Source organism: Kribbella ginsengisoli (genome assembly GCF_039537185.1).
Lineage (GTDB): Bacteria > Actinomycetota > Actinomycetes > Propionibacteriales > Kribbellaceae > Kribbella > Kribbella koreensis.
The window spans coordinates 344,284-366,357 of record NZ_BAABAA010000003.1 but is presented as its reverse complement, the minus strand read 5'-3'; the positions used below and the strand labels follow the sequence as shown (position 1 = coordinate 366,357).

Annotated in this window: 21 protein-coding genes; 16 read left to right on the top strand and 5 right to left on the bottom strand. The window is 66.8% G+C overall.

Annotation, left to right across the window (positions count from 1 at the left end):
* Positions 1-97: 97 nt before the first annotated feature.
* The 8 genes from ABD768_RS15370 to ABD768_RS15335 all read left to right on the top strand — a co-directional run bounded on the left by ABD768_RS15370 (position 98) and on the right by ABD768_RS15335 (position 7,299).
* Positions 98-541, top strand: coding sequence for an SRPBCC family protein (locus ABD768_RS15370; protein WP_344841154.1), 444 nt, complete (start codon positions 98-100; stop codon positions 539-541).
* A gap of 29 nt (positions 542-570) precedes the next feature.
* Positions 571-1,077 (top strand): HAD domain-containing protein, encoded by a 507-nt coding sequence (locus ABD768_RS15365; RefSeq protein WP_344841152.1) that lies wholly within the window; start codon positions 571-573, stop codon positions 1,075-1,077.
* Between the two features lie 28 nt (positions 1,078-1,105).
* The gene (locus ABD768_RS15360) at positions 1,106-1,447 is read left to right on the top strand and encodes a VOC family protein (RefSeq protein WP_344841150.1); all 342 of its coding nucleotides are present in this window, start codon (positions 1,106-1,108) and stop codon (positions 1,445-1,447) included.
* Positions 1,448-1,553: 106 nt separating this feature from the next.
* A complete protein-coding gene (locus tag ABD768_RS15355; RefSeq protein ID WP_344841148.1) occupies positions 1,554-4,013 on the top strand; it encodes a winged helix-turn-helix domain-containing protein in 2,460 nt (819 codons plus the stop codon).
* 65 nt (positions 4,014-4,078) lie between these two features.
* Positions 4,079-4,294: a hypothetical protein gene (locus ABD768_RS15350; protein WP_344841146.1), complete on the top strand. Its 216-nt coding sequence runs from the start codon at positions 4,079-4,081 to the stop codon at positions 4,292-4,294.
* On the top strand, positions 4,291-4,998 hold the full coding sequence (locus tag ABD768_RS15345; RefSeq protein ID WP_344841144.1) for a DUF4386 domain-containing protein: 708 nt from the start codon (positions 4,291-4,293) through the stop codon (positions 4,996-4,998). Before ABD768_RS15350 ends, ABD768_RS15345 begins: the two co-directional genes overlap by 4 nt.
* A gap of 64 nt (positions 4,999-5,062) precedes the next feature.
* Positions 5,063-6,499: a GuaB1 family IMP dehydrogenase-related protein gene (locus ABD768_RS15340; protein ID WP_344841141.1), complete on the top strand. Its 1,437-nt coding sequence runs from the start codon at positions 5,063-5,065 to the stop codon at positions 6,497-6,499.
* A gap of 14 nt (positions 6,500-6,513) precedes the next feature.
* Complete coding sequence (locus ABD768_RS15335) at positions 6,514-7,299, top strand: SGNH/GDSL hydrolase family protein (RefSeq protein WP_344841139.1); 786 nt, start codon at positions 6,514-6,516, stop codon at positions 7,297-7,299.
* Here the strand turns inward: ABD768_RS15335 and ABD768_RS15330 are convergent.
* Entirely contained in the window at positions 7,296-7,922 is a 627-nt protein-coding gene (locus ABD768_RS15330; RefSeq protein ID WP_344841137.1) for a formylglycine-generating enzyme family protein, read from the bottom strand. The genes ABD768_RS15335 and ABD768_RS15330 overlap by 4 nt on opposite strands.
* A gap of 188 nt (positions 7,923-8,110) precedes the next feature.
* Here ABD768_RS15330 and ABD768_RS15325 point away from each other — a divergent pair, with 188 nt between their 5' ends.
* Positions 8,111-8,518: an NUDIX domain-containing protein gene (locus ABD768_RS15325; protein WP_344841135.1), complete on the top strand. Its 408-nt coding sequence runs from the start codon at positions 8,111-8,113 to the stop codon at positions 8,516-8,518.
* 42 nt (positions 8,519-8,560) lie between these two features.
* On the opposite strand, the gene ABD768_RS15320 is transcribed toward ABD768_RS15325, so the two are convergent.
* From ABD768_RS15320 to ABD768_RS15310, 3 genes are all read right to left on the bottom strand, one after another.
* Positions 8,561-10,624, bottom strand: a complete 2,064-nt coding sequence (locus ABD768_RS15320; RefSeq protein WP_344841134.1) for a PQQ-dependent sugar dehydrogenase — start codon at positions 10,622-10,624, stop codon at positions 8,561-8,563.
* A 152-nt stretch (positions 10,625-10,776) separates the two neighbouring features.
* Entirely contained in the window at positions 10,777-11,799 is a 1,023-nt protein-coding gene (locus tag ABD768_RS15315; RefSeq protein ID WP_344841133.1) for an NADPH:quinone reductase, read from the bottom strand.
* A gap of 205 nt (positions 11,800-12,004) precedes the next feature.
* On the bottom strand, positions 12,005-12,238 hold the full coding sequence (locus tag ABD768_RS15310; RefSeq protein ID WP_344841131.1) for a DUF6458 family protein: 234 nt from the start codon (positions 12,236-12,238) through the stop codon (positions 12,005-12,007).
* A gap of 341 nt (positions 12,239-12,579) precedes the next feature.
* Here ABD768_RS15310 and ABD768_RS15305 point away from each other — a divergent pair, with 341 nt between their 5' ends.
* Positions 12,580-13,563, top strand: a complete 984-nt coding sequence (locus ABD768_RS15305) for a TerC/Alx family metal homeostasis membrane protein (protein ID WP_343971745.1) — start codon at positions 12,580-12,582, stop codon at positions 13,561-13,563.
* Here the strand turns inward: ABD768_RS15305 and ABD768_RS15300 are convergent.
* Positions 13,560-14,840: an MFS transporter gene (locus tag ABD768_RS15300; RefSeq protein WP_344841128.1), complete on the bottom strand. Its 1,281-nt coding sequence runs from the start codon at positions 14,838-14,840 to the stop codon at positions 13,560-13,562. The genes ABD768_RS15305 and ABD768_RS15300 overlap by 4 nt on opposite strands.
* Before the next feature lie 369 nt (positions 14,841-15,209).
* Here ABD768_RS15300 and ABD768_RS15295 point away from each other — a divergent pair, with 369 nt between their 5' ends.
* From ABD768_RS15295 to ABD768_RS15270, 6 genes are all read left to right on the top strand, one after another.
* Positions 15,210-16,118 (top strand): phosphotransferase enzyme family protein, encoded by a 909-nt coding sequence (locus ABD768_RS15295; RefSeq protein ID WP_344841127.1) that lies wholly within the window; start codon positions 15,210-15,212, stop codon positions 16,116-16,118.
* Positions 16,119-16,127: 9 nt separating this feature from the next.
* Positions 16,128-16,706, top strand: coding sequence for a GNAT family N-acetyltransferase (locus ABD768_RS15290; RefSeq protein WP_344841124.1), 579 nt, complete (start codon positions 16,128-16,130; stop codon positions 16,704-16,706).
* A 224-nt stretch (positions 16,707-16,930) separates the two neighbouring features.
* Positions 16,931-17,926 carry a Gfo/Idh/MocA family protein gene (locus ABD768_RS15285; RefSeq protein WP_344841122.1) on the top strand — a complete coding sequence of 332 codons (996 nt, stop codon included), beginning with the start codon at positions 16,931-16,933 and terminating at the stop codon, positions 17,924-17,926.
* Positions 17,927-18,323: 397 nt separating this feature from the next.
* Positions 18,324-19,325, top strand: a complete 1,002-nt coding sequence (locus tag ABD768_RS15280; RefSeq protein WP_343971757.1) for an ABC transporter permease — start codon at positions 18,324-18,326, stop codon at positions 19,323-19,325.
* Entirely contained in the window at positions 19,322-20,278 is a 957-nt protein-coding gene (locus ABD768_RS15275) for a carbohydrate ABC transporter permease (protein ID WP_343971760.1), read from the top strand. Before ABD768_RS15280 ends, ABD768_RS15275 begins: the two co-directional genes overlap by 4 nt.
* 28 nt (positions 20,279-20,306) lie before the next feature.
* Positions 20,307-21,968: a type 2 periplasmic-binding domain-containing protein gene (locus tag ABD768_RS15270; protein ID WP_343971763.1), complete on the top strand. Its 1,662-nt coding sequence runs from the start codon at positions 20,307-20,309 to the stop codon at positions 21,966-21,968.
* Positions 21,969-22,074: the final 106 nt, after the last annotated feature.

The following is a 22,074-nucleotide window of genomic DNA, read 5'->3' as shown; positions in this document are numbered from 1 at the left end:
ACTGATCGATATCCCCACCTGCAACCATGGGTTGCGTATCAATCCAGGTTGGGCTACTTTCATATGCAACAAAAGGTTGCACCTGAAAGGAATCGACATGGTAGACATCCTGCACAGAGTCGGAGTGAAGTCGTCGGTGGCCGAGGTCTACACCGCCCTCACCACGATCGAGGGCCTGTCCGGCTGGTGGACCACGAACACCAAGGGCGAGCCCGGCGCCGTCGACGGCGTCACCACATTCACCTTCGGCCCCGGCGGCTTCGACATGAAGGTCCTCGAACTCGACCCCGGCAAACGCGTCCTCTGGGAGGTCGTCGAAGGCCCCGAGGAGTGGCTGACCACCCACGTCATCTGGGACCTGGAACAGGTCGACGACTGGGCCATCATCCACTTCAAGCACGAAGGCTGGAAGGACCCCGTCGAGTTCATGTCCCACTGCAGTACCAAGTGGGCAGTCTTCCTCCTAAGCCTCAAATCCCTCCTCGAATCCGGCCAAGGCGCCCCCGACCCCAACGACACCACCATCAGCAACTGGCACTAGTTCTCTCCGGCCGTCGCTATCGTGCACCCGTGCCAGATCCCGTACTACGCCCGCTGCTTTTCCTAGATGTCGACGGCCCGCTCATCCCGTTCGGATCGACACCTCAGCCCCACCCGACCTACGAGCCATCCACCGACGACTCGAACCCCCTCCTAGCCCGGATCGATCCAGCCCAAGGCCCCCGGCTCGCGGCGCTGGGTTGCGAGTTGGTCTGGGCGACCACCTGGATGACCGACGCGAACGACAGCATCTCCCCGCGCCTGGGCCTACCGGAGCTACCAGTGGTGATCTGGCCGGACCCGACCGAGATCGACGAGCAGTACGAGCGGTCCGGCCTCCACTGGAAGACCCACCCTCTGGTCGAATGGGCAGCCGGCCGCTCGTTCGTCTGGGTCGACGACGAACTCACCGACCTCGACCGCGCCTGGGTGGAGTCCAGCCATCGAGGTCGGGCCCTGCTCCACGCGGTCGATCCGCGGATCGGCCTCGCCGAGTCCGACTACTTGGCAATCCGGAGTTGGCTCGAACTCGGATGACCGGTGGGGCCGGGCTGTAATGGTGGGTATGACTGTTGACTTGTTTGCTGGGGTTGCGGTTCGGGACATTGGGGCGGCTTCGGGGTGGTACGAGCGGTTCTTCGGTGGGGAGCCGGCGTTTCTGCCCAATGAGGTCGAGGCGGTTTGGGAGGTGGGGGAGCATCAGTACGTGTACATCGTGGAGGCGGCGGAGCGGGCTGGTCACGCGCTGGTGACCTTGTTCGTGAGCGATCTCGACGCGGTGGTCGACGGGCTCAGCGCGCGTGGGATCGAGCCGGTCAAGCGCGAGACGTATGAGAACGGCGTACGGAAGATCACCTACAACGACCCGGACGGCAACGAGATCGGCTACGGCGGTGGCCCGGGCTGATCACGCTGGGAACGGCTGAGCGGTTACGGGCCGCGGTCGGATGAGGTGAAAGTTGGCTCTGGTGTTGCGGCCGCCTGATCCTCACTATGGTCCAGGGGAGGTGGGGGTGTTGCTGGAGGGGAAGGTCCGGCTGCCCAGGCGGCGGCGGGCGGTGGTGTCGCGTGGGCGGCTGGGGGAGCGGCTGAGTGCGGGTACCGGGTTGACGTTGGTGTCGGCGCCGGCTGGGTTCGGGAAGACGGCGCTGCTCACCGAGTGGCTGGGTGAGGACGGGCGGAAGGCTGCCTGGCTTTCGCTTGACGAGCGGGACAACGAGCCGGCGTCGTACTGGTCCTATCTGGTTGCCGCGCTGAGGACCGCGGTGCCCGACGTCGGAGCCGCCGCGCTGTCGTTGTTGCAGGCTTCGCGGCCGCCGGTCGAGGCGGTACTTTCGACGTTGCTCAACGACCTGGAAGCGGTCGAGTACGACGTTGTGCTGGTGCTGGACGACTATCACGTGATCGAGCGGCGTGAGATCCACGACGGGATGGCGTTCCTGGTGGAGCATCTGCCGCCGCAGATCCGGTTGGTGATCGCGAGCCGGGTCGACCCGCCGCTGCCGTTGGCGCGGATGCGGGCGCGGGGCGAGCTGGTCGAGATCCGGTCGGCGGAGCTGCGGTTCACGGCCGACGAAGTCGCGGAGTACCTCAACGGCGTGATGGGGCTGGCATTGACGACGCACGACGTCGCGGTGCTGGAAGGGCGTACGGAGGGCTGGATCGCCGCGCTGCAGCTGGCCGCGCTCTCGATGCAAGGGCGCGACGACGTCAGCGGCTTCATCGCCGGCTTCGCGGGGGATGACCGGTACATCGTCGACTACCTGGCCGAGGAGGTGCTGCAACGCCAGCCCGAGGAGGTCCAACACTTCCTGCTACAAACCTCCATCCTCGATCGCCTACACGGCCCACTGTGCGACGCGGTCACCGGCCAGGTCGGCGGAAAGGACCGGCTCGCCGCGATCGAGCGAGGCAACCTCTTCCTCTTCCCGCTCGACGATCAGCGCCGGTGGTACCGGTATCACCAGCTCTTCGCCGACGTCCTCCAGGCGCACCTCCTCGACGAGCAGCCGGACGCCGTCGCAAGCCTCCACCAACGCGCCGGCGCGTGGTACGAAGAGAACGGCGACCGCGCCGAAGCGATCCGCCATTCCCTGGCAGCAAAGGATTTCGGGCAAGCCGCGACCCTGATCGAGCTCGCGATCCCGGCCTTGCGCAGGAACAGGCAGGAGGCGACCGCGCTGGCCTGGCTGCAGGCATTGCCCGACGAAGTGATCCGCGTCCGCCCGGTCCTCAGTGTCTCGTACGCCGGTACGCTCCTCATCACCCATGACCCAACCGACGTAAACCGCAGACTCGAAGACGCCCAGCGCCACCTCCACCCCACCGACGAAACGATCATCGTCGACCACGACGAGTACGGACGCCTGAACGAGGCGATCGAGACCTACCGAGCCGCCCAATCCATTGCCCAGGGCAACCTAGAAGCAACCGTCGCCCACGCCCGCCAAGCCCTCGCCATCGCAGCCGAAGACAGCCACCTCTGGCGCGCCGCCGCCGCCGGACTGCTCGGCCTCGCCCACTGGTCCGCCGGCGACCTCGAAGCAGCCCACGAAGCCTGGACTGCTTGTACGACGGGACTCCAAGCCTCCGGCCACACCGCAGACGCACTCGGCTGCGCGATCGCCCTGGCAGACATCCGCAGCGCGCAAGGCCGCCCGGCAGACGCGATGCGCACCTTCGAACAAGCCCTCCTCCTCAAACCACCCCCAGGCGAACCCGTACTCCGCGGCACCGCCGACATGTACGTCGGCCTGAGCGAACTCCACCTGGACCGCAACGACCCGCAAACCGCGACCCAGTACCTGGCAAAGGCCCAAGCCCTAGGCGACCACCTAGGCCTGCCGCAGTACTCCTATCGCCGCCGCGTCGCCCTGGCTCGCATCCGCGAAGCAGAAGGCGACTACCAAGCCGCACTCCAACTGCTAGACGAGGCGGAGACCGTCTACGTCAGCGACTACTTCCCCAACGTGCGCCCGATCCACGCACTGCGCGCGAGGGTATGGCTCGCGGCCGGCGAGCTGGACAAGGCAATCGACTGGGTCCGCGACCACAACCTGACCGTCGACGACGACCTCAGCTATCTGCGCGAGTACGAGCACCTCACCCTGGCCCGCGTGCTCGCAGCCCAAGGCATCCCGGTCGACGCGTTCCTCGACCGCCTCCTGCAAGCCGCGCAAGCCGGCCACCGGGCCCGAAGCGTCAACGAGATCCGCACCCTGCGAGCCGACCCGCAAGCAGCCACCACCAACAACGCACGCAAGCAGGGCCTGATCGAGCCACTGAGCGCCAGGGAGTTCGATGTACTGCGCCTGCTCGGCACCGACCTCGACGGCCCCGGCATCGCTCGCGAACTCATCGTCTCGCTGAACACCGTCCGCACCCACACCAAGCACATCTACGCCAAACTCGGGGTCACCAGCCGCCGCGCCGCCGTCCGCCGCGCCACCGAACTGGAGCTCTTCTCCCGCTGAATCACCACCCCGATCACCAGTTGTGGTGATGCCGGCTCACCAGCTCGCCGCCTAGCTTGCGAGTCATGGACGAACCGTACGAAATCCGCCTCCAAGGGCATCTCGACGCCCGCTGGTCGGCGTGGTTCGACGGGCTCGACCTGACCACCGAGAGCGACGGCACCACCGTCATCAGCGGACCCCTGGCCGACCAGGCCGCCCTGCACGGTCTGTTGCAGAAGGTCCGCGACACCGGCCTGCCGTTGCTCTCGATCCACCAGAGCCATGGAAAGGCGACATGACCACCATCACCCGCACCCCGGCACCACCGACGGTCACCCTGCGCAGGACGGCGCTAGTCGCCGGCATCCTCTACCTGACCACCTTCGCCGCGTCGATCCCGGCCCTCCCGCTCTACAGCTCCCTGGTCGACGACCCGCAGTACATCCTCGGCAACGGCTCCAGCGCACCGATCCTCCTCGGCGGACTGCTCGAAGTCATCACCGCACTCACAGCAATCGGTACTGCGGTAGCGCTCTACCCGGTCGTCAAGCGCCAGAGCGAAGGCCTCGCCCTCGGTTTCGTCACCGCGCGCGTCATCGAAGCGGCGTACATCGTGGTCGGCGTAGTCACGATCCTCTCGGTGGTGACGCTCCGCGACAACCCCGTCGCAGGCACCGATCCAGCAACCCTCGTCACCGCCCAGCAGTCCCTGGTCGCGATCCACGACTGGACCTTCCTGCTCGGCCCCGGCGTGATGCCCGGCGTGAACGCCCTCCTCCTGGGTACCCTCCTCTACCGCTCCGGCCTCGTCCCGCGCATCATCCCGACGATCGGCCTGGTCGGCGCCCCGTTCTTCCTCGTCTCCGCCGTCGCCCTGATCTTCGGCGCCTACGACCAACTCTCGCTCTGGTCGGGCATCGCCACCGCGCCCATCTTCGTCTGGGAACTCTCCCTGGGCCTCTGGCTCACCATCAAGGGCTTCAAGCAGGCGCCGAATGCATAGGTTCGTGGGTGAGTGGTGACGTAGTCTCCGAAGGATCTGACGTCTGGGTAGTGAGGTGAGTGGTTTGCGGTTCATTCGGGGGCAGCAGCCGGAGCAGGATCTGACGTTCAACGACGTGTTCCTGGTACCGAACCGGTCGGCCGTGCAGTCGCGGCTGGATGTGGATCTCGCGACGACGGACGGGAGCGGGGCGTCGATCCCGATCGTCGCGGCCAACATGACCGCGGTGTCGGGGCGGCGGATGGCCGAGACGATCGCGCGGTGTGGCGGGCTGGCGGTGATTCCGCAGGACATTCCGGTCGAGGTGGTGGCCGACGTCGTCTCCTGGATCAAGCAACGGCACCCGATCTACGACACCCCGCTGGTGATGGCGCCGAGCGGTACCGTCGGCGAGGCGCTCAACCTGCTGCCGAAGCGCGGCCACGGCGCGGTGATCGTGGTCGAGAACGGCCGCGCCATCGGCGTGGTCACCGAAGCCGACTGCGAAGGCGTCGACCGCTACGCCCAGCTCGAAGGCATCATGTCGCGCGAGCCGCTCAGACTGCCGGCCGGGATCGCGGCGGAGGAAGCGTTCAACCAGCTGTACGACGGGCACCACCGGCTGGCGCCCGTGACGGACGAGGACGGCCACATCGTCGGCATCCTCACCCGCCAGCGTGCCCTCCGCGCCACTCTGTACGACCCCGCGGTCGATGCCCAGGGCAAGCTTCGGGTGGCGGCCGCGATCGGTATCAACGGCGACGCCGAGCAGAAGGCGAAGTCGCTGCTCGACGCCGGTATCGACCTGCTCGTGATCGACACCGCTCACGGTCATCAGGAACGCATGCTCGACGTACTCCGGACAGTCCGCGCCCTCGACCCCGAGGTGCCCGTCGTCGCGGGCAACGTCGTCACCGCCGAAGGCGTCGAGGACCTGGTCGAGGCAGGCGCCGACATCATCAAGGTCGGAGTCGGCCCCGGCGCGATGTGCACGACTCGCATGCAGACGGCTGTCGGCCGGCCGCAGTTCTCCGCCGTACTGGAGTGCGCGACCCGAGCCCGCGAGCTGGGCAAGCATGTCTGGGCGGACGGCGGCGTACGGCATCCGCGGGACGTCGCGCTCGCGCTGGCCGCCGGAGCGTCGAGCGTGATGATCGGCTCGTGGTTCGCCGGAACGTACGAATCGCCCGGCGATCCGCACCGCGACAGCGACGGCCGGATCTACAAGGAGAGCTTCGGGATGGCGTCGGCCCGCGCGGTGCGGCTCCGTACCGCCGACGACAGCCCCTTCGAACGGGCCCGTAAGGGCTTCTTCGGCGAAGGCATCTCGACCGCCCGGATGTACCTCGACCCCGAACGCCCGAGCGTCGAGGACCTGCTCGACTCGATCGTCTCCGGCGTCCGCAGCTCGTGCACCTACGTCGGCGCCACCAACCTGGAGGAGTTCCACGACCGCGCCGTCATCGGCATCCAAAGCGCCGCCGGCTACAGCGAGGGCAAGCCGCTCAACACCAGCTGGTGAGGCAGACTAGGCCCGTGAAGGCTCGACACCTGCTGGCCGGTGGCGTCGCGCTGCTGCTGTGCGCAGCCGGGCTGACGCTCATGGGCGCCGACGAAGCTCCAGCCGCCCGTGAGCAGGCCGACCTCACCATCGTTGCCCTGGGCGACTCGGTGACATCCGGCGTCGGCTGCCGATGTACCGCCTTCCCAGGGCTCTACGGCCGTCTGATCGCCGACCGCACCGGCCAATCGGTTGCCGTCGACAACCAAGGTGTCAGCGGCATGAACTCCGGCGGCCTGCTGACCCAGCTGAAGCACAAACACTCATCCATCAGCGAAGCCGTCCAGACCGCGAACATCATCCTGATCACCATCGGCGCCAACGACTACCTCGGCCACGAGGACGCCGTCACCCGAGCATCCTGTACGCCGATAGTCCCCAACAGCTGCGTCGCCAAAGAGCTCAGCCGCCTACCCGCCAACCTGCATCAGATCCTGACCCGCGTCCGCGCCCTCCGCCCCGGCGCGACCGTGCTGATGACCGGCTACTGGAACGTCTTCCGAGACGGGCAAGTAGCCCGCGACCGCTACACGCCCGACGGCATCGAAGCATCCTTCGCCCTCACCCGCGCGACAAACGCAGCGACTGCCGACGCGGCCCGAAGCGACGGCGCGACCTACGTCGACATCTTCACCGCGTTCGAAAAGCCAGGCCAGGACGTCACCACCCTGCTGGCCCCCGACGGCGACCACCCCAACGCCGCCGGGCACGCCCTGATCGCCCAAAGCCTCGCCTCGGCAACAGTCCTTCTAGCGCACTAGTGCCCGCTCCGCGCGAGCCGGAAGCCGAGGTCGTCGATGTGGAACGTCGGGTGACTCTTCCGGCGACTCGAGGCTCGGCAAGCGTTCGGCGGATCGTACGCACCCCCACCGCGGAACACCCGGTACGGTCCGTACGCCGCCGAGTGGAGGTCCCAGGTCCACTCCCACACGTTGCCGAGCAGATCGTGGAACCCCCACCGATTGGCCGCCTTGCCGCCGACCTCGTGCACGCGCCCACCCGAGTTGTCCCGGTACCACGCGATCTCGTCGAGTGGACCGTATCGTTGCTCAGGGCCCCCAGTACGGCAGGCATACTCCCACTCCGCCTCCGACGGCAGCCGATACCCGCCGGCCGCCCAATCGCAGGCGACCTGCTCCCCGTCCCGATCCCCATCAACGATCGCGTACGCCGGTACCAGTCCCTCCCGCACTGACAACGCGTTGCAGAACCGGACCGCATCCAGCCACGACACATCGGTAGCAGGCAGGGCACTTGAACCACCGTCGTACTCCGCCCGCGTCACCGCGCAAGCAGCCAGCCTGAACGGCGCCACCTCCACGACCCACGAGGCGCCCAGCCCCTCGTCGCGCAACGCGACCTTGCCCCCCGGAAGCTCAATCATCAGACCCGGACGCTAACACCGATCCACGAGCTCAACTGATCGCGTCCAGAACGTCGTTGAAGGCCTCCGTCGAGCTCGGGCGGGTGTAGATGGAGTCGCGGACTCAGGACGCGCTGATGCCGACTCACTGACAGCCACTAGGTCTTCTAGAGTGCGTCCGGGGTCTACAGGAGGAGTGACTGTTGCGGGTGCGGCGGAGTGTTGAGTGTTGGATGACGGGGGAGCAGGGGCGGGTTCTGCTGCTGCATGTGTCCGCGGAGGAGGTGCCGCCGGAGGGGTTTTGGCAGCCGTTGACCGGGGGGATCAAGGGGGACGAGACGGCTGCACAGGCGGTGGCTCGGGAGGTGTTCGAGGAGACCGGGCAGGTGGTTGGGGAGGGTGAGTTCCGGTTTGTGGCGGACGGGATCCGGGTGAAGGTCTCTGCGGACTTCGAGGTGGTGAAGAGCCTCTTCGTGGTGCGGCTGCCTTCGCAGGTGGTGACGGTGGAGCCTAGCGAGCACGACGACTTTCGGTGGGTGGAGCCGGGTGAGGTGAGTGGGTTGCTGCACTGGGAGAGCAATCGGGAGACCTGGGAGCAGGTTCAGAAGGTGCTCTGAGCAGAGGCGGTGCTGCCGTTGCCGGCAGCACCGCTTTCGCTGCTAGGGGAACTTCAGGCGGATGATGAAGTTGTCGATGCCGCTGGGGGAGCCGCCGTTCATGTCGTCGTTGGTGGAGGTGATCCAGAGGGCGCCGTCGGGGGTTTTGGTGACGCTGCGGAGGCGGCCCCAGGTGCCGGAGAAGACGGCTTGGGGGGTGCCTACGCCGGTGCCGGCGGAGTTGATCTGGGTGACCCAGAGCTGGCGGCCGGTGACGCCGGCGATGTAGATCCAGTCGTTGACGATCTCAACGCCGCTCGGTCCGGCCTGCGAGGTGGACCAGGTGCGCTTCGGGGCGATGTAGCCGCCGCAGTCGCCGATGGTTCCTTCACAGGCGGGCCAGCCGTAGTTGCCGCCCTTCTGGATCAGGTTGAGTTCGTCCTGGCTGTTCTCGCCGAACTCGGCGGCCCACAGCTGCCCGCGCGAGTCCCACGCGAGACCCTGCGGGTTGCGGTGACCGAGGCTGTACACGTACCGCGCGTTGCCGCCCTCGCTGAAGAACGGGTTGTCGCTCGGCGGCGTACCGTCCGGGTTGATCCGCAGGATCTTGCCGTTCAGCGAGCCGCGGTTCTGCGAGTTACCGCTGTTCTTCGCGTCGCCGACGGTCGCGTACAGCTTGCCGTCCGGACCGAACCGCAGCCGGCCGCCGTTGTGGTACCGGTTCTTCGCCAGCCCGGTCAGGACCGGCTCCGACGTCGTGGCCAGCACGCCGTTCTCGTACTTCATCCGCACGATCCGGTTGTCGTTCGCGGCCGTGTGGTAGAAGTACACCCAGTGGTCGGTGCTGAAGTTCGGCGACAACGCCAGCCCCAGCAGGCCACCCTCACCCGTCGTGGTGACAGCGCCAGGGACCTTGCCCAGCGTGGTCTTCTGCCCGGTCGACGTCACCAGCAGTACTTCGAAGCGGTCCCGCTCGGTGACGAGCGCCGACCCTGATCCATCGGGCAGGAACGCGACGCTCCAGCCCAGGTCGACCTTCGCGATGTCCCGGTCGTACGCCGGAATGCCACCGGTCCCGGTGCTCGCCGTCCGCACGCTCACCGCGTTGCTCGCGGCCGACGCGTTGCCGTCAGGGTCGCGCGCCTTGACCGTGAACGAGTACTGCGTGTTGGGCGTCAGGTTCGTGACCGTCGCCGTCAGCGAGCTCGTCGTCGACACCTTCGTCGCGCCCTGGTACACGTCGTACCCGGCGATGCTCCCGCTGTTGTCGGTCGACGCGTTCCACGCCAGGCCGACACTGTTCGCGGTGATCGACGTCGTGCGCAGGTTGCCCGGCGCGGTCGGGGGCTGCGTGTCGCCGCTCGGCGGGGTGGTGAAAGCGACCACGTTGCTCTGCTGCGACGCGTTGCCCGCGGCATCGAACGCGCCGACGGAGACGTCGTAGGCCGTATTGGAGGTCAACGTGTCGACCGTCGCCGACAGTGTGCTCGCGTCGACCACCTTGAGCACATTGCCGCCGCGGTTGATCTCGTACCGGACCACGCCGACGTTGTCGGAAGCCGCCGTCCAGGTGAAGGTGGCCGCGTTCGACTTGATGTTGCTGACGGCAAGGTTCGACGGAGCCGACGGTGGCGTGACGTCGTCGCTGGTCGGCGTCACGGTGAGCTTGTCCGCGTTCGGACCGCCGTCGGCCGTGGTCGCGCGGGCGCGGATCTTGTTCGTGCCCGCGGCCAGGGTCAGCCGGACCGTCTTGGTCTGCCAGCTGGTCCAGTCGCCGGTACCGGGGAAGGTGATGCCGACCGCGCCGGCCACGCCGTTGACGGTGAAGTCCATCGGCCGCTGAGCGGTCGTCCCGTTGGCGTAGCGAAGCGTCACGTCGGCCGGCCCGGCGGGCGCCGTCACCGTCCACTCGACGTAGCTGCCGACGAGGTTGTCGTAGTTGACGAAGCCGGTCCCGGTGTAGCCGGCGTGGTTCGACTCGACCACGCCTTGGGAGATGGTGGCGTTCTCGGCCTGGTAGTCGGTCGAGGCCGCGGTCGCGGACTGGGTGAGGGGTGCGAGGGCCAGCGTGACGGCCACGGCCGACAGACCGCTGAGCAGCGCACGCCGAAATGATCGACGGGTCATGGAGGTCTCCTGATGTTCCGGGGCGGAAAGGAGCTGCAGGAACCACAATTAATAGTTAGGAAAGTTTCCTTTCCTAACTCGTAGTTCGCATCACACCACTGTCCGTCAAGGCCTGTCAACCCTTCGGGAATGCGCTTGCCCAGCGAACCGGTTCAGCTTTCCGAGACCGTGATCAGCACCTTGCCGGTCGCGCCCGCCTCGACGGCCTGGTGAGCCTCGGCGGTCCGAGCCAGGTCGAAAGTGTGCAGCGGCAGGCCCGCGTCCTCGCCGACGGGCAGCACGCCGGCGGCGATCGCGGCGCTGACGTCCTCGGCCGCGGCCGAGATGAGCTTCGGGCCCACGCCGTAGAGCAGCAGGAACTGGTACCGGGCGTTCAGGCCCATGTTCGCGCGAATGTCGAGGGCGAGCGGCTGGTTGCCGTCGTTGGCGTAGATCGCGATGGTGCCGAGCGGGCGTAGTACCGCGAGGTTGAGCTCGTTGTTGGCGCCGGCGGCGACCTCGACGATCACGTCGACCCCGTCCGGAGCGAAGGAACGGATCTGCGCGGCCGCATCCTCTTCCCGGTAGTTCACGACGTGATGTGCACCGGCGGACTCCGCGTAGGCGGTCTTGCCCGGGCTCGTCGTAGCGATCACCGTGGCGCCCGCCCACCGAGCGAGCTGGATCGCCGCGTGCCCGACTGCGCCGGCGCCGCCCGCGACCAGAATCACCTTGCCCTCAAGAGCTCCTGGCGAAAGCCGGGTCGGGCCGTCCTCGGCGACCGTCAGCGCGCGATGTGCCGTGATCGCCGGTACGCCGACACTCGCACCGATCTCGAACGACGCGCTGTCGGCCAGCGGGAACACCCGCTCGACCGGAAGCGTCGTGTACTCCTGGGCGGACCCGCTCATCGGCCGCTGGAACGCCGCAAGCGTGAACCAGACCCGATCGCCGACCGCAACCTGGTCCACCCCCGCGCCGACCGCGTCGATGACACCTGATCCGTCCTGGTTCGGCACGGACTCGACCGCCTCACCGCCGTACAGGCCGGTCCGGGCCTTCCAGTCGGTCGGATTCACGCCCGACACCACGACCCGGACCCGCACTTCTCCCGCGGCGGGCTCCGGCACCTCGCGATCGACAAGCCGAAGGACGGAGTCGGCCGCACCGAGTTGGTCAAAGACAATTGATCTCATACCGCCTACAGCCCCCCAGCGCCCACACCTATTCCGCTGACGCCGGGTACGGCTCGCACCGCCACGCATGCACAACCCTCGCGAACCACCCCGACACGCCGCAGTAAACGATTGCCCACCCGAGTTAGGTATGCACCCAGGGCCAGCCGGCGCCAGCCGGCGACCCAAATCCGGGTCGGCACTCAGTCTCCTGGCGCTTGGTGGGTCAGATACGGGGGTCCCGGGGGTCGCGGAGGTCGCGGTGCTCTTCGACGACGGTGGTATGGGACGCCCGGGTGCGCTGGCCGTTCAGGAGCAGGACCAAGGCGATGCCGAGGGCGCCGGCGCCCATCAGGATGTAGCCGACCATGGTCAGGTCGACGCCGCTGATCCGGTCCGAGACGGCGAACGCGAGTACGCCGCCGACGGCGAGCAGAAAGATTCCTGCGCCGATACCCATCAGATACCTCCAGTAGTTGTGCAGCCCACGGGCGGTGGGCGGCGCCACCTCCGCGTACCCGGCCGGCCGGATGGGCAAACGGTGACGGGGCTGGCACTGGAGTCTGTATGCGGTATACGATATCGAGCAGGACAGGCCGGTTGTGACCTGGTGCACGGCGGTCAGCCGGGGTACCAGGTAAGCTCGGTCTGTTTGTGGAGGGGAGTATTCCTTCGCGGCAGCGTCGTCATCACGGTGAGCCCTGGAGCCCACCCGGTGCTGTCGGTCCGAGAAACCAGCGGGCGGAAGAGACCTCCGGACCCGCCCTTGTCGACGTCCGGAGGAAACTCATGGTCTCTGCCGTGCCTGCTCACGTGTGGATCCTCACGATCATCGGTCTGCTGGCGATCGTCGCCTTCGACCTGATCGTGATCGCCCGGCGCAACCACACCGTCACCATCAAGGACGCGACCCGCTGGGTGCTCTTCTACGTCGGTCTGGCCGGCCTGTTCGCCGTGCTGCTGTTCGTCTTCAAACCCGGTGACGCGTCCGGCTCGGAGTTCGTCGCCGGCTACATCACGGAGTACAGCCTCAGCGTCGACAACCTGTTCGTCTTCGTCATCATCATGGCCAGGTTCGCGGTCCCGTCGCTGGCCCAGGACAAGGTGCTCTACATCGGCATCGTCGTGTCGATGCTGCTCCGGGCAGTCTTCATCCTGGCCGGCGCCGCCGCGATCGCCGCGGCCAGCTGGGTGTTCTACTTCTTCGGCGCGTTCCTGGTCTACACGGCGGTCAGACTCGCGCTCGAGGGCGAGAACGACGAGACCGACTTCCAGGAGAACGCCGTCATCCGCGGCCTGCGCAAGATCCTGCCGCTGCAGCACGACTACGACGGCGCCAAGCTGGCGACGAGGAACCCGGCCGGCAAGCGGATGTTCACCCCGCTGGTGATCGTGATCTCCGCGATCGGGATGGCGAACGTGATCTTCGCGCTCGACTCGATCCCGGCGATCTTCGGCCTCACCCAGGACGCGTACGTCGTACTGACCGCGAACGCCTTCGCCCTGATGGGTCTGCGCCAGCTGTACTTCCTGATCGGCGGCCTGCTCGAGCGCGTCATCTACCTCAACGTCGGCCTGTCGGTGATCCTCGCCTTCATCGGCGTGAAGCTGATCATCGAGGCGCTGCACGGCTCGCACATCGACGACATCGGCGCGATCCACCTGCCGCACATCGGGATCGCCACCTCGCTCGGCTTCATCGCCGGCACCCTCCTCGTGACGACGGTCGCCAGCCTGATCAAGACCGGCTACGACCGCCGCCGCGTGGAGGCCGAGGTCGACTAGCTCTCCGCCTCCTCAGAGGAAGCTGCGGCCGGTACTACGTGACGCGTATCCGGCCGCAGTCGCAAGTACAGCAAGGGGATCGGCGACAGGATCAGCCCCGACACCGTCAGCGCAGTACGGATCGAAGTGGCCCCCGCCAGCGCGCCGAGCGGGGGACCGCCGGCCACCTGACCGATCGCGTTCGCCTGGCCGACCATCGAGATCACCGTCGCCCGCGACCTCGAGTCGAGGTTGCGGTTCAGCCAGGCCGACTCGACCGGGTAGCTGATGGTGGCCGCGATCGCGCCGAACCACATCGCCGCCAGCGCGATCCACAGCTGCCCGGCCAGCGCGAAGCCGATCACACCCAGCAGCTGGAACCCGGCCAGCAGCGCGAGCAGCCCGTTCGGGTGCAGGGCGTTGACCCGGTCGGCCGACACCTTGCTGACCACCAGTGAGGCGCCGAGCGCGAGGAACGTACCGGTCAGCGAGAACACGGTGAACCAGACGGCCGGATCGGTGGTACCGAACAGGTCGGGGAAGTGGAAGTCGGACAGGATCTTCACCGACCACAACCGGTCGAAGGCCTCGCTGGACAGCCCGGAGATCAAGCTGATCAGCACCAGTGCACGGACCACCGGGCGGCGCCTTGCCACTGCCAGGCCGTGCTTGAACGTGTCGGCCATCTGCTGGAAGGTGTCGCGCTCGGCGGCCGGGGCCGGATGGAAGTTCTGCTCGCGCATGAAGACGAACAAGACCAGCGCCAGCAGGATCATCCCGGCACCCGACACCTTCAGCGGCAGGCTCAGGCTGATCAGCCCGATCGCGCCCGCCGAGACGATGCCGGCGATCTGCGCGCCGAGCCGGACCTGCTGGCTGCGGACGAAGATCGGCCCGACGTCGTCCTCACCGAGCTCGTCGGTGATCCAGGCCTGGTCGGCGCCGGAGGTGAAGGTGTAGCCGAGCCCCCAGATCACCTGGCCCACCAGGATCGCGAGGAACGCGGGGACGAAGCCCTGGAGCAGGAACGAGACCCCGATCAGGGCGAAACCGATCAGCACCGACAGCCGCCGGCTGCGCAGGTCGGCGACGATCCCGGTCGGGATCTCGAACAGGAAGCAGGCGATCTCCATCGTCGTCCCGACCAGGACGAGCTGGAGCGGGCTGAGCCCGACTTCCTTGATCTGGTAAACGAGGTTGAGGGTGAAGGTCAGCGCGGACAGATAGGCCCAGACGCCGTGGAAGGCGTAGTAGGTCCGGGCCGGGTCCGCGCGCCGGTAGGCAGGCAAGAACGACATGATGAGTGAACTCCTGAAAGCCGCACGTCAGTTGGGCATGACAAGCACGACCGTTCGTAGGCGACGGTCACAGCGCCGGACGTGACGCACAACGGCACAGCTCGGCCGACCGGCTCGGAACCCCGGTGTCAGCCGCTGGCGGACGTGCGCTTTCAGGAAGAGGCTTGCATAGCCGGGATGCTAGACCAGAACCCCTGTCACCCGCTGCTGATTTTCGTCACTCGCGGGCGCCGAATACCCGATTGGGCAGCCCTTCCAGGGGTACGATCGAAGAAGCCCGGCCCGGCCGTTCCCCCGTGATGGTCGGGTCGGGTCCAACACGGCGCGGCCCGTACGCCGTGATGCCACCGGCGCGCGGATAATGGCCCGATGCTCCCGACGCTGCGTGATGTGACGGCAGGACTCGGACTGGTCATCGACCGCTTCGAGGAGACCCGGGCGACCGACGCGGAGTCGATCGGCAACGGCAACTGGCTCGGCTGGACCGCGACCGGGGAGTGCCTGGTCATCAGGCGCTATCACGTGTTGCGGACCGAGGCGGATCTTGCCTACGAGAGCGCGGTGTTGCAGCATCTCGCTGCCAAGGGCTGGACGGTCCCGGTGCCGGTCGCGGGACCGATCCGGTACGACGGCCGGCTGTGGGCGGCGACCCGGTTCGTGCCGGGCAAGCCGCATGCCGCGGAGACCGCCGGGCAGATCGAGGAGCGGGGCTCGATCCTCGCGCGCCTGCACGCGGATCTGCGGGAGCTGGAGCTGGGCCAACGGCAAGGATTCTTCCAGGCCTGTGATCTGGACGCGATGGGCGCCTTCCAGGACTGGGATTCCGGAGTTGTCGCCCTGCGCATCGAACGGCCCGATCTGGCCGGCTGGGCCGAGGCGGCGATGGTCGAGGCCAAGCAGCTTGTTGCTGAGAGCAACTTGTCGGCATTGCCACAATCCATCGTGCACGGCGACTTCGCCGAGTGGAACCTGCATTTCACCGACGGCCGGCCGGCCGGGATCATCGACTTCGACCTGGTGCATGCCGACAGTCGCGCGTGGGAGTTCGTGATCGCCCGGGTCCACCGGTCACCCGGTCTGCTCACCGGTTACCAGCGGACCGCGACGGAGCTCGGCATCCCGTTGACCGAGCAGGAGCTGGCCGCGATCGACCCCCTGCAACGGGTCTTCCGCGTCAACATGGTGATGGCCGAGCTGTGGTCAGGACCTCGCACCGGGCGTTTCGACGTACCGATGATCGAACGGCAGCTGGCCCGCACTGGCACCCCCAAGCCTTAGGCTCGCCGCATGCCCATCCTCGTTGAACCGGCCCTGCCCGCGGGAATCCTGAGCGACAAACAGCAGCCTCGGTTGAAGGCTGACGACCTGGTACTCCGGCCGTGGCGGGCCGCGGACGCGCCGATCGTGAAGGCTGCCTTCGACTGCCCGGACATCCAGCGCTGGCACGTGCGCCGGCTGGACACGCTCGAGGAAGCCGTCGAGTGGACCGGGCAATGGCCGTTGCGGTGGGCTGCCGAGGAAGCCGTGAGCTGGGCCATCGTCGACGACACCGACGAGCCGCTCGGACAGGTCGGCCTGCGCAGCATCTCGCTGGCGGAGGGCGCGGCCGGCGTCTCGTACTGGGTGCTGCCCGACGCACGCGGACGAGGTCTGGCCGCGCGGGCCGTGGCGGCCATGTGTGGCTGGGCCTTCGGCGAGGTCGGCCTCAACCGGTTGGAGAACCATCACTCGACGCTGAACCAAGCCTCTTGCAGAGTCGCCGAGATGACAGGGTTCCCGCATGAGGGAACGCTACGGCGAGCGATCAAGCATGCAGATGGCTGGCATGACTGGCATGTCCATGGTCGTCTGAGCACCGACGCCTAAAGCTGGGTGGCCGAGCCTCCGGGCTCCAGGGTGTAGGGGTGGAGTTGGGGTGCGGGGAGCGGGCCGGGGGTTTCGCAGAGTCCTCGGACTAAGTCTTGACATGAGCGCCGCCCGCGCGGCTAGGCTCCAAGTTAACCGTTTCACCGCCACTCACGAACGTGGCGGCCACCGACCGCCCACTCCGCAAGGCCTCACACTGGAACGCCACGAAGTAGGAGACATCAGTGTCTGAACCCCTCCGCGTCATCCAGGTCGGCGCCGGCGCGATGGGTCGCGCCTGGCTGCACAATCTGTCCGGCAATCCCGGCGTCGAGCTGGTCGGCCTCGTCGACATCGATCTCGAGCATGCCCAGCGGGTGAGTGAGGACGAGCTCGCCGCCCTGGTGCCGGTGGCCACCTCCCTGACGGAGCTGAAGGACGTCACGGGAGCGGAAGCCGTCATCAACGTGACCGTGCCGGCCGCGCACAACCAGGTCAACGAGGAGGCGCTGCGCGCCGGGTTGCCGGTGCTCTGCGAGAAGCCGATCGCGCCGACGGTCGCCGAAGCGCAGTACATCGCCAAGGTCGCCGAGGAGACCGGGCAGTTGCTGATGATCAGTCAGTCGCGCCGGTACCTCAACCAGTTCACCGCGCTCTGCGAGACGGCCGCCAAGCTCGGGCCGATCTCCGTCGTGTCCTGCGAGTTCGCCAAGGCCCCGCATTTCGGCGGCTTCCGCGAGGAGATGGCGTTCCCGCTGTTGCTCGACATGGCGATCCACCAGTTCGACTCCGCCCGGGCCCTGCTAGGCGAGGATCCGGTCGCCGTGTACTGCGAGTCGTTCAACCCGTCCTGGAGCTGGTTCGCCGGCGACGCGGCGGCGACCGCGATCTTCGAGTTCCCCAGCGGCGCCCGGTTCGTCTTCAACGGCAGCTGGGTCAGCCCGGGGCTGGAGACCGCCTGGCACAGCCGCTGGCGGGTCGGCGCCGAACGCGGCACGGTGCTCTGGGACGGCGAGAACGCCCCGGAGACAGGCGATCCCCGGCAATCGATTGCGGTCGGCAACGCTCCGGAGGAGATCGCCGGCTCGCTGGCCGAATTCATCCACTGCGTGCGAACCGGTGCGGCGTCCAGTACGCCGGCGAGCAGTAACGTGCAGAGTCTGGCGATGGTCGAGGCGGCCGTCAGTTCCGGAACCGGGAAACGCCGCGTCGCGCTTGCCGAAGTACTCGGAAACGATTGAGACTTCAAGTCTTGACATAAGCGGCAGACCGCGATTGACTGCGATATAGTTCACTAAGGAAATAAAGTCAGGTACCAGGTCCCGGGTCGCAGCTCAGAGTGACTCCACCTGGCGCGCTGCCGACCGCCCAGGTCCCGTGGAATCCGCGGGACCTTGCGGCGTTTGTTGCTGGGGGCAACGAATCTGTCCGGCTTATGGAGTAGGCCGGAATCCTTTGTGTGCAAGGCCGGAACCGTCATGGTCAAGGTCCGGTATCGAGAGTGAATGTTGCTCTTCCACTCATCCGGGTTCTGTGTCATTCTCCCGGTGGAAGCCGACATCCTATCGGATATCGGTTTGGCTCCGAGAAGTCAGCGGGCCGTCACGGTAAGTGCAGCGACACCGAAGGGACGCAGGTGTGAGCGGAACGATCGAGGTGAAACCGGCGCCGACGGCGCCGGCGCTCAAGCAGGCGGTGAGGACGCCACGGAAGATCCCACGGCCGAGCCGCTGGACAGAGGCACGGCGCAGTCTCCGCCGGCACTGGCAGCTCTACCTGCTGATCATCGTTCCACTCGCGTACTTCGTGATCTTCAAGTACATCCCGATCTCGAACGCGGTGATCGCGTTCAAGGACTACAGCCCGATCAAGGGTCCGTGGGGCAGCCCGTGGATCGGCTTCAGGAACTTCGAACTGTTCTTCCAGAACCCGGTGTTCTGGACCCTGGTGAAGAACACGTTCTTCCTTGCCGCCTACACCGTGCTGGCCAGCTTCCCGATCCCGATCATCCTGGCGATCGCGCTGAACGAGATCCGGGTCGGCGTCTTCAAGAAGACGGTGCAGCTGGTCACCTACGCGCCGTACTTCATCTCGACCGTGGTCGTGGTCTCGATGACGATCCTGGTGCTCTCGCCGCAGCTCGGCTTCGTGAACGACGCGATCGGCCTGTTCGGCGTGCCGAAGGTCGACTTCCTCGGCAAGCCGGACTACTTCCGGCACATCTACGTCTGGTCCGACGTCTGGCAGACCACCGGGTACTCCGCGGTGATCTACCTGGCCGCGCTGGCCGGGATCGACCCGGCGCTGCACGAGTCGGCCCGGATCGACGGCGCCAGCCGGCTGCAGCGGATCCGCAACGTCGACCTGCCCGGCATCATGCCGACCGCGGTGATCATCTTGATCCTCGGCGTCGGCAACATCATGTCGATCGGGTTCGAGAAGGCGTACCTGCTGCAGAACCCGCTGAACGCGTCGCAGTCGGAGATCATCGCGACCTACGTCTACAAGACCGGCCTGCTGAACGCCGACTTCTCGATGGCGACCGCGATCGGGCTGTTCAACTCCGTCATCAACCTCGTCCTGCTGGTGATCGTGAACTTCGTCGCCAAGCGGATCACCGGGAACGGACTGTGGTCATGAGCGTCACTCTGGAAGGAATCCGGCGGACCGGCCGGCGGCAGAGCCCGCAGGGATCGCAGCGGACCGCGATCGAGGAGACCCGCACCGACAAGATCTTCCTGGTCGGCGTCAAGATCATGCTCTGGATCGCGCTGATCGTGGTCGCGGTGCCGCTGATCTACATCGTCGCCAACTCGTTCAGCAGCGCCTCGGCGGTCAGCGGCGGCCGGGTGCTGTTGTGGCCGATCGAGCCCAGCATCAAGGCGTACCAGGAGGCCTTCAGCGATCCGCTCATCATGAAGGGCTACCTGAACTCCTTCATCTACGCGATCGGCGGCACGCTGATCAGCGTCACGCTGACGATCGCGATCGCCTATCCGTTGTCGCGCCGGACCTTCTACGGGCGCAACGTGATCATGAGCGCGCTGATCTTCACCATGCTGTTCTCCGGCGGCCTGATCCCCACCTACCTGGTGGTCCAGGACCTCGGCATGCTGAACACCCGCTGGGCGATGGTGATCCCGAGTGCGATCGGGGTCTGGCAGGTCATCATCGCCCGCACCTTCTTCCGCTCGACGATTCCCGACGAGCTCTACGAGGCCGCCACCATCGACGGCGCGAGCGACCTGCGCTTCCTGTGGTCGATCGTGCTGCCGTTGTCCAAGCCGGTGATCGCCGTCATCGCCTTGATGTACGCGATCTTCCAGTGGAACAGCTACTTCGACGCCCTGATCTACCTGAAGGACCCAGGTCTCTACCCGTTGCAGATCGTGCTGCGCAACGTGCTGATCCTGAACACTCTCTCCGGGTCGACCACTACCACCAACCTGGCGCAGCAGCTCGAACAGCAACAGCTGGCCAACGTTTTGAAGTACGCGCTCATCGTCATCTCGAGCCTGCCCGTACTGGTCATCTATCCCTTCGTCGCCCGCCACTTCACCAAGGGCGTCATGGTCGGCGCAGTCAAGGGCTGAAAAGCCCATCCAGAAAGGAAACACCGTAATGCGCTCATCCGTGCGCACGGCCACCGCGCTCCTCGCGGCCGGCCTGCTCGCCACCCTGGCGGCGTGCAGCTCCGACAAATCCGACGGAGCTGCCAACGAGACGTCGGCCGACGGCAAGACGATCATCGACGTCTTCACCCCGGCCGACCAGACGATGAACCTGGACACCAACTCGGTGACCAAGATCATGAGTGACAAGTTCAAGCTCCAGTTCCGCTGGCAGACCACCACCTTCGACGCCGGCCCGGCCAAGGAGAAGCGGCAGATCTCGCTGGCCAGCGGTGACTACCCGGACCTGTACTTCCTGATCCCGTGGGTCGACGGCTTCAGCAAGGCCGAGGTGATGAAGCTCGGTCAGCAGGGTGTCGCGGTACCGCTGGAGCAGCTGATCAAGGACAACGCGCCGAACATCCAGAAGTTCCTGGACGAGAACAAGTCCTACAAGGAGGAGTCGACCACTCCGGACGGGCACATCTACGCGCTGCCGCAGTGGGCCGACTGCTACCACTGCAGCTTCCCGAACAAGCTGTGGATGAACTCGACCTGGCTGAAGAAGCTGGGCCTGCAGCAGCCGAAGACGCCTGAGGAGCTGCGCACGGTCCTCAAGGCCTTCAAGACCCAGGACCCGAACGGCAACGGCAAGGCCGACGAGATCCCGCTGACCGCGGACACCCAGGACGGCACCCTGATCTCGTACCTGATGGGCGCCTACGCCTACCCGCCGGTCGGCGCGAACAACGGCGTCCAGGGCCTGATCACGCTGAACGGCGACAAGGTGGTCACCCCGGTGACGACGCCGGAGTGGCGCGAGGGCCTGAAGTACATCGCCTCCCTCTACAAGGACGGCCTGATCGACCAGGGCGCGTTCACCCAGAACGCGGCCGCGCTGCAGGCCCAGGGCAACGACCCGAAGGCGGTCCGGATCGGCTCCGCGTCGATGCTGCACCCGTACATCTTCGTCCAGTCCGACTCCAAGGACGGCCGGGACAAGCAGTACGACGCGGTCCCGCCGCTGACCGGCCCGAACGGCAAGAGCTACGCCGGTGAGCAGTACCTGCCGACGCTCAACTACACCTTCATGCTGACCAACAAGGCCAGCAAGGAGGCCCAGGTCGCGGCGATCAAGATGCTGGACTGGATCTTCTCCGACGAGGGCCAGATCATCACCAACAACGGCCCGGAGGGCGTCGGCTGGACCAAGCCGGCACCGGGCGAGGTCGCGCTCGACAAGAACACCAAGCCGCTCTACAAGCCGGTCCAGAACGCCCCGAAGAACATCAGCTGGGGCGCGCTGGCGCAGTACCACAACGTGCTCGCCTTCCGGAACGCCCAGGTCACGCCGCTGGACATCTACACCGGTGCGGGCTACGAGCGCCGGCTGTTCCAGGCGACCCAGGAGTACGACAAGCACGGTGACCGGGCGCAGGTGTTCCCGCAGGCCGTGGTCTGGCCGGACCCGAGCCTGAGTGGCGAGCTGGCCACGCTGCAGACCAACCTGAACAACTACGTGACCCAGAACCAGCTGGCGTTCATCACCGGTTCGAAGAACCTGGACACCGACTGGGACGCGTACGTGAAGGGTCTGGACAGCACCGGCATGCCGCGCTTCCTGGAGATCAACCAGCAGGCGTACGACAAGTACAAGTCCGGTTCCAAGTAAGTAGCCAGAACGCCGGCCGAACCCCTGCGGCCGCGCCCCTCTGGCCGTACCGGGAGCTCCGTCCAGCTCCCGGTACGGCCGTCCCTCTGCGCTGAAGGAAGCTTTC

What these genes read in the sequence shown, in the direction of transcription:
- ABD768_RS15290 (WP_344841124.1), top strand. Translation starts at nt 16,128, where the DNA reads ATGCCCATCCTCGTTGAACCGGCCCTGCCCGCGGGAATCCTGAGCGAC.
- ABD768_RS15370 (WP_344841154.1), top strand. Translation starts at nt 98, where the DNA reads ATGGTAGACATCCTGCACAGAGTCGGAGTGAAGTCGTCGGTGGCCGAG.
- ABD768_RS15320 (WP_344841134.1), bottom strand. Translation starts at nt 10,624, where the DNA reads ATGACCCGTCGATCATTTCGGCGTGCGCTGCTCAGCGGTCTGTCGGCC.
- ABD768_RS15350 (WP_344841146.1), top strand. Translation starts at nt 4,079, where the DNA reads ATGGACGAACCGTACGAAATCCGCCTCCAAGGGCATCTCGACGCCCGC.
- ABD768_RS15310 (WP_344841131.1), bottom strand. Translation starts at nt 12,238, where the DNA reads ATGGGTATCGGCGCAGGAATCTTTCTGCTCGCCGTCGGCGGCGTACTC.
- ABD768_RS15330 (WP_344841137.1), bottom strand. Translation starts at nt 7,922, where the DNA reads ATGATTGAGCTTCCGGGGGGCAAGGTCGCGTTGCGCGACGAGGGGCTG.
- ABD768_RS15295 (WP_344841127.1), top strand. Translation starts at nt 15,210, where the DNA reads ATGCTCCCGACGCTGCGTGATGTGACGGCAGGACTCGGACTGGTCATC.
- ABD768_RS15300 (WP_344841128.1), bottom strand. Translation starts at nt 14,840, where the DNA reads ATGTCGTTCTTGCCTGCCTACCGGCGCGCGGACCCGGCCCGGACCTAC.
- ABD768_RS15315 (WP_344841133.1), bottom strand. Translation starts at nt 11,799, where the DNA reads ATGAGATCAATTGTCTTTGACCAACTCGGTGCGGCCGACTCCGTCCTT.
- ABD768_RS15360 (WP_344841150.1), top strand. Translation starts at nt 1,106, where the DNA reads ATGACTGTTGACTTGTTTGCTGGGGTTGCGGTTCGGGACATTGGGGCG.
- ABD768_RS15345 (WP_344841144.1), top strand. Translation starts at nt 4,291, where the DNA reads ATGACCACCATCACCCGCACCCCGGCACCACCGACGGTCACCCTGCGC.
- ABD768_RS15275 (WP_343971760.1), top strand. Translation starts at nt 19,322, where the DNA reads ATGAGCGTCACTCTGGAAGGAATCCGGCGGACCGGCCGGCGGCAGAGC.
- ABD768_RS15270 (WP_343971763.1), top strand. Translation starts at nt 20,307, where the DNA reads ATGCGCTCATCCGTGCGCACGGCCACCGCGCTCCTCGCGGCCGGCCTG.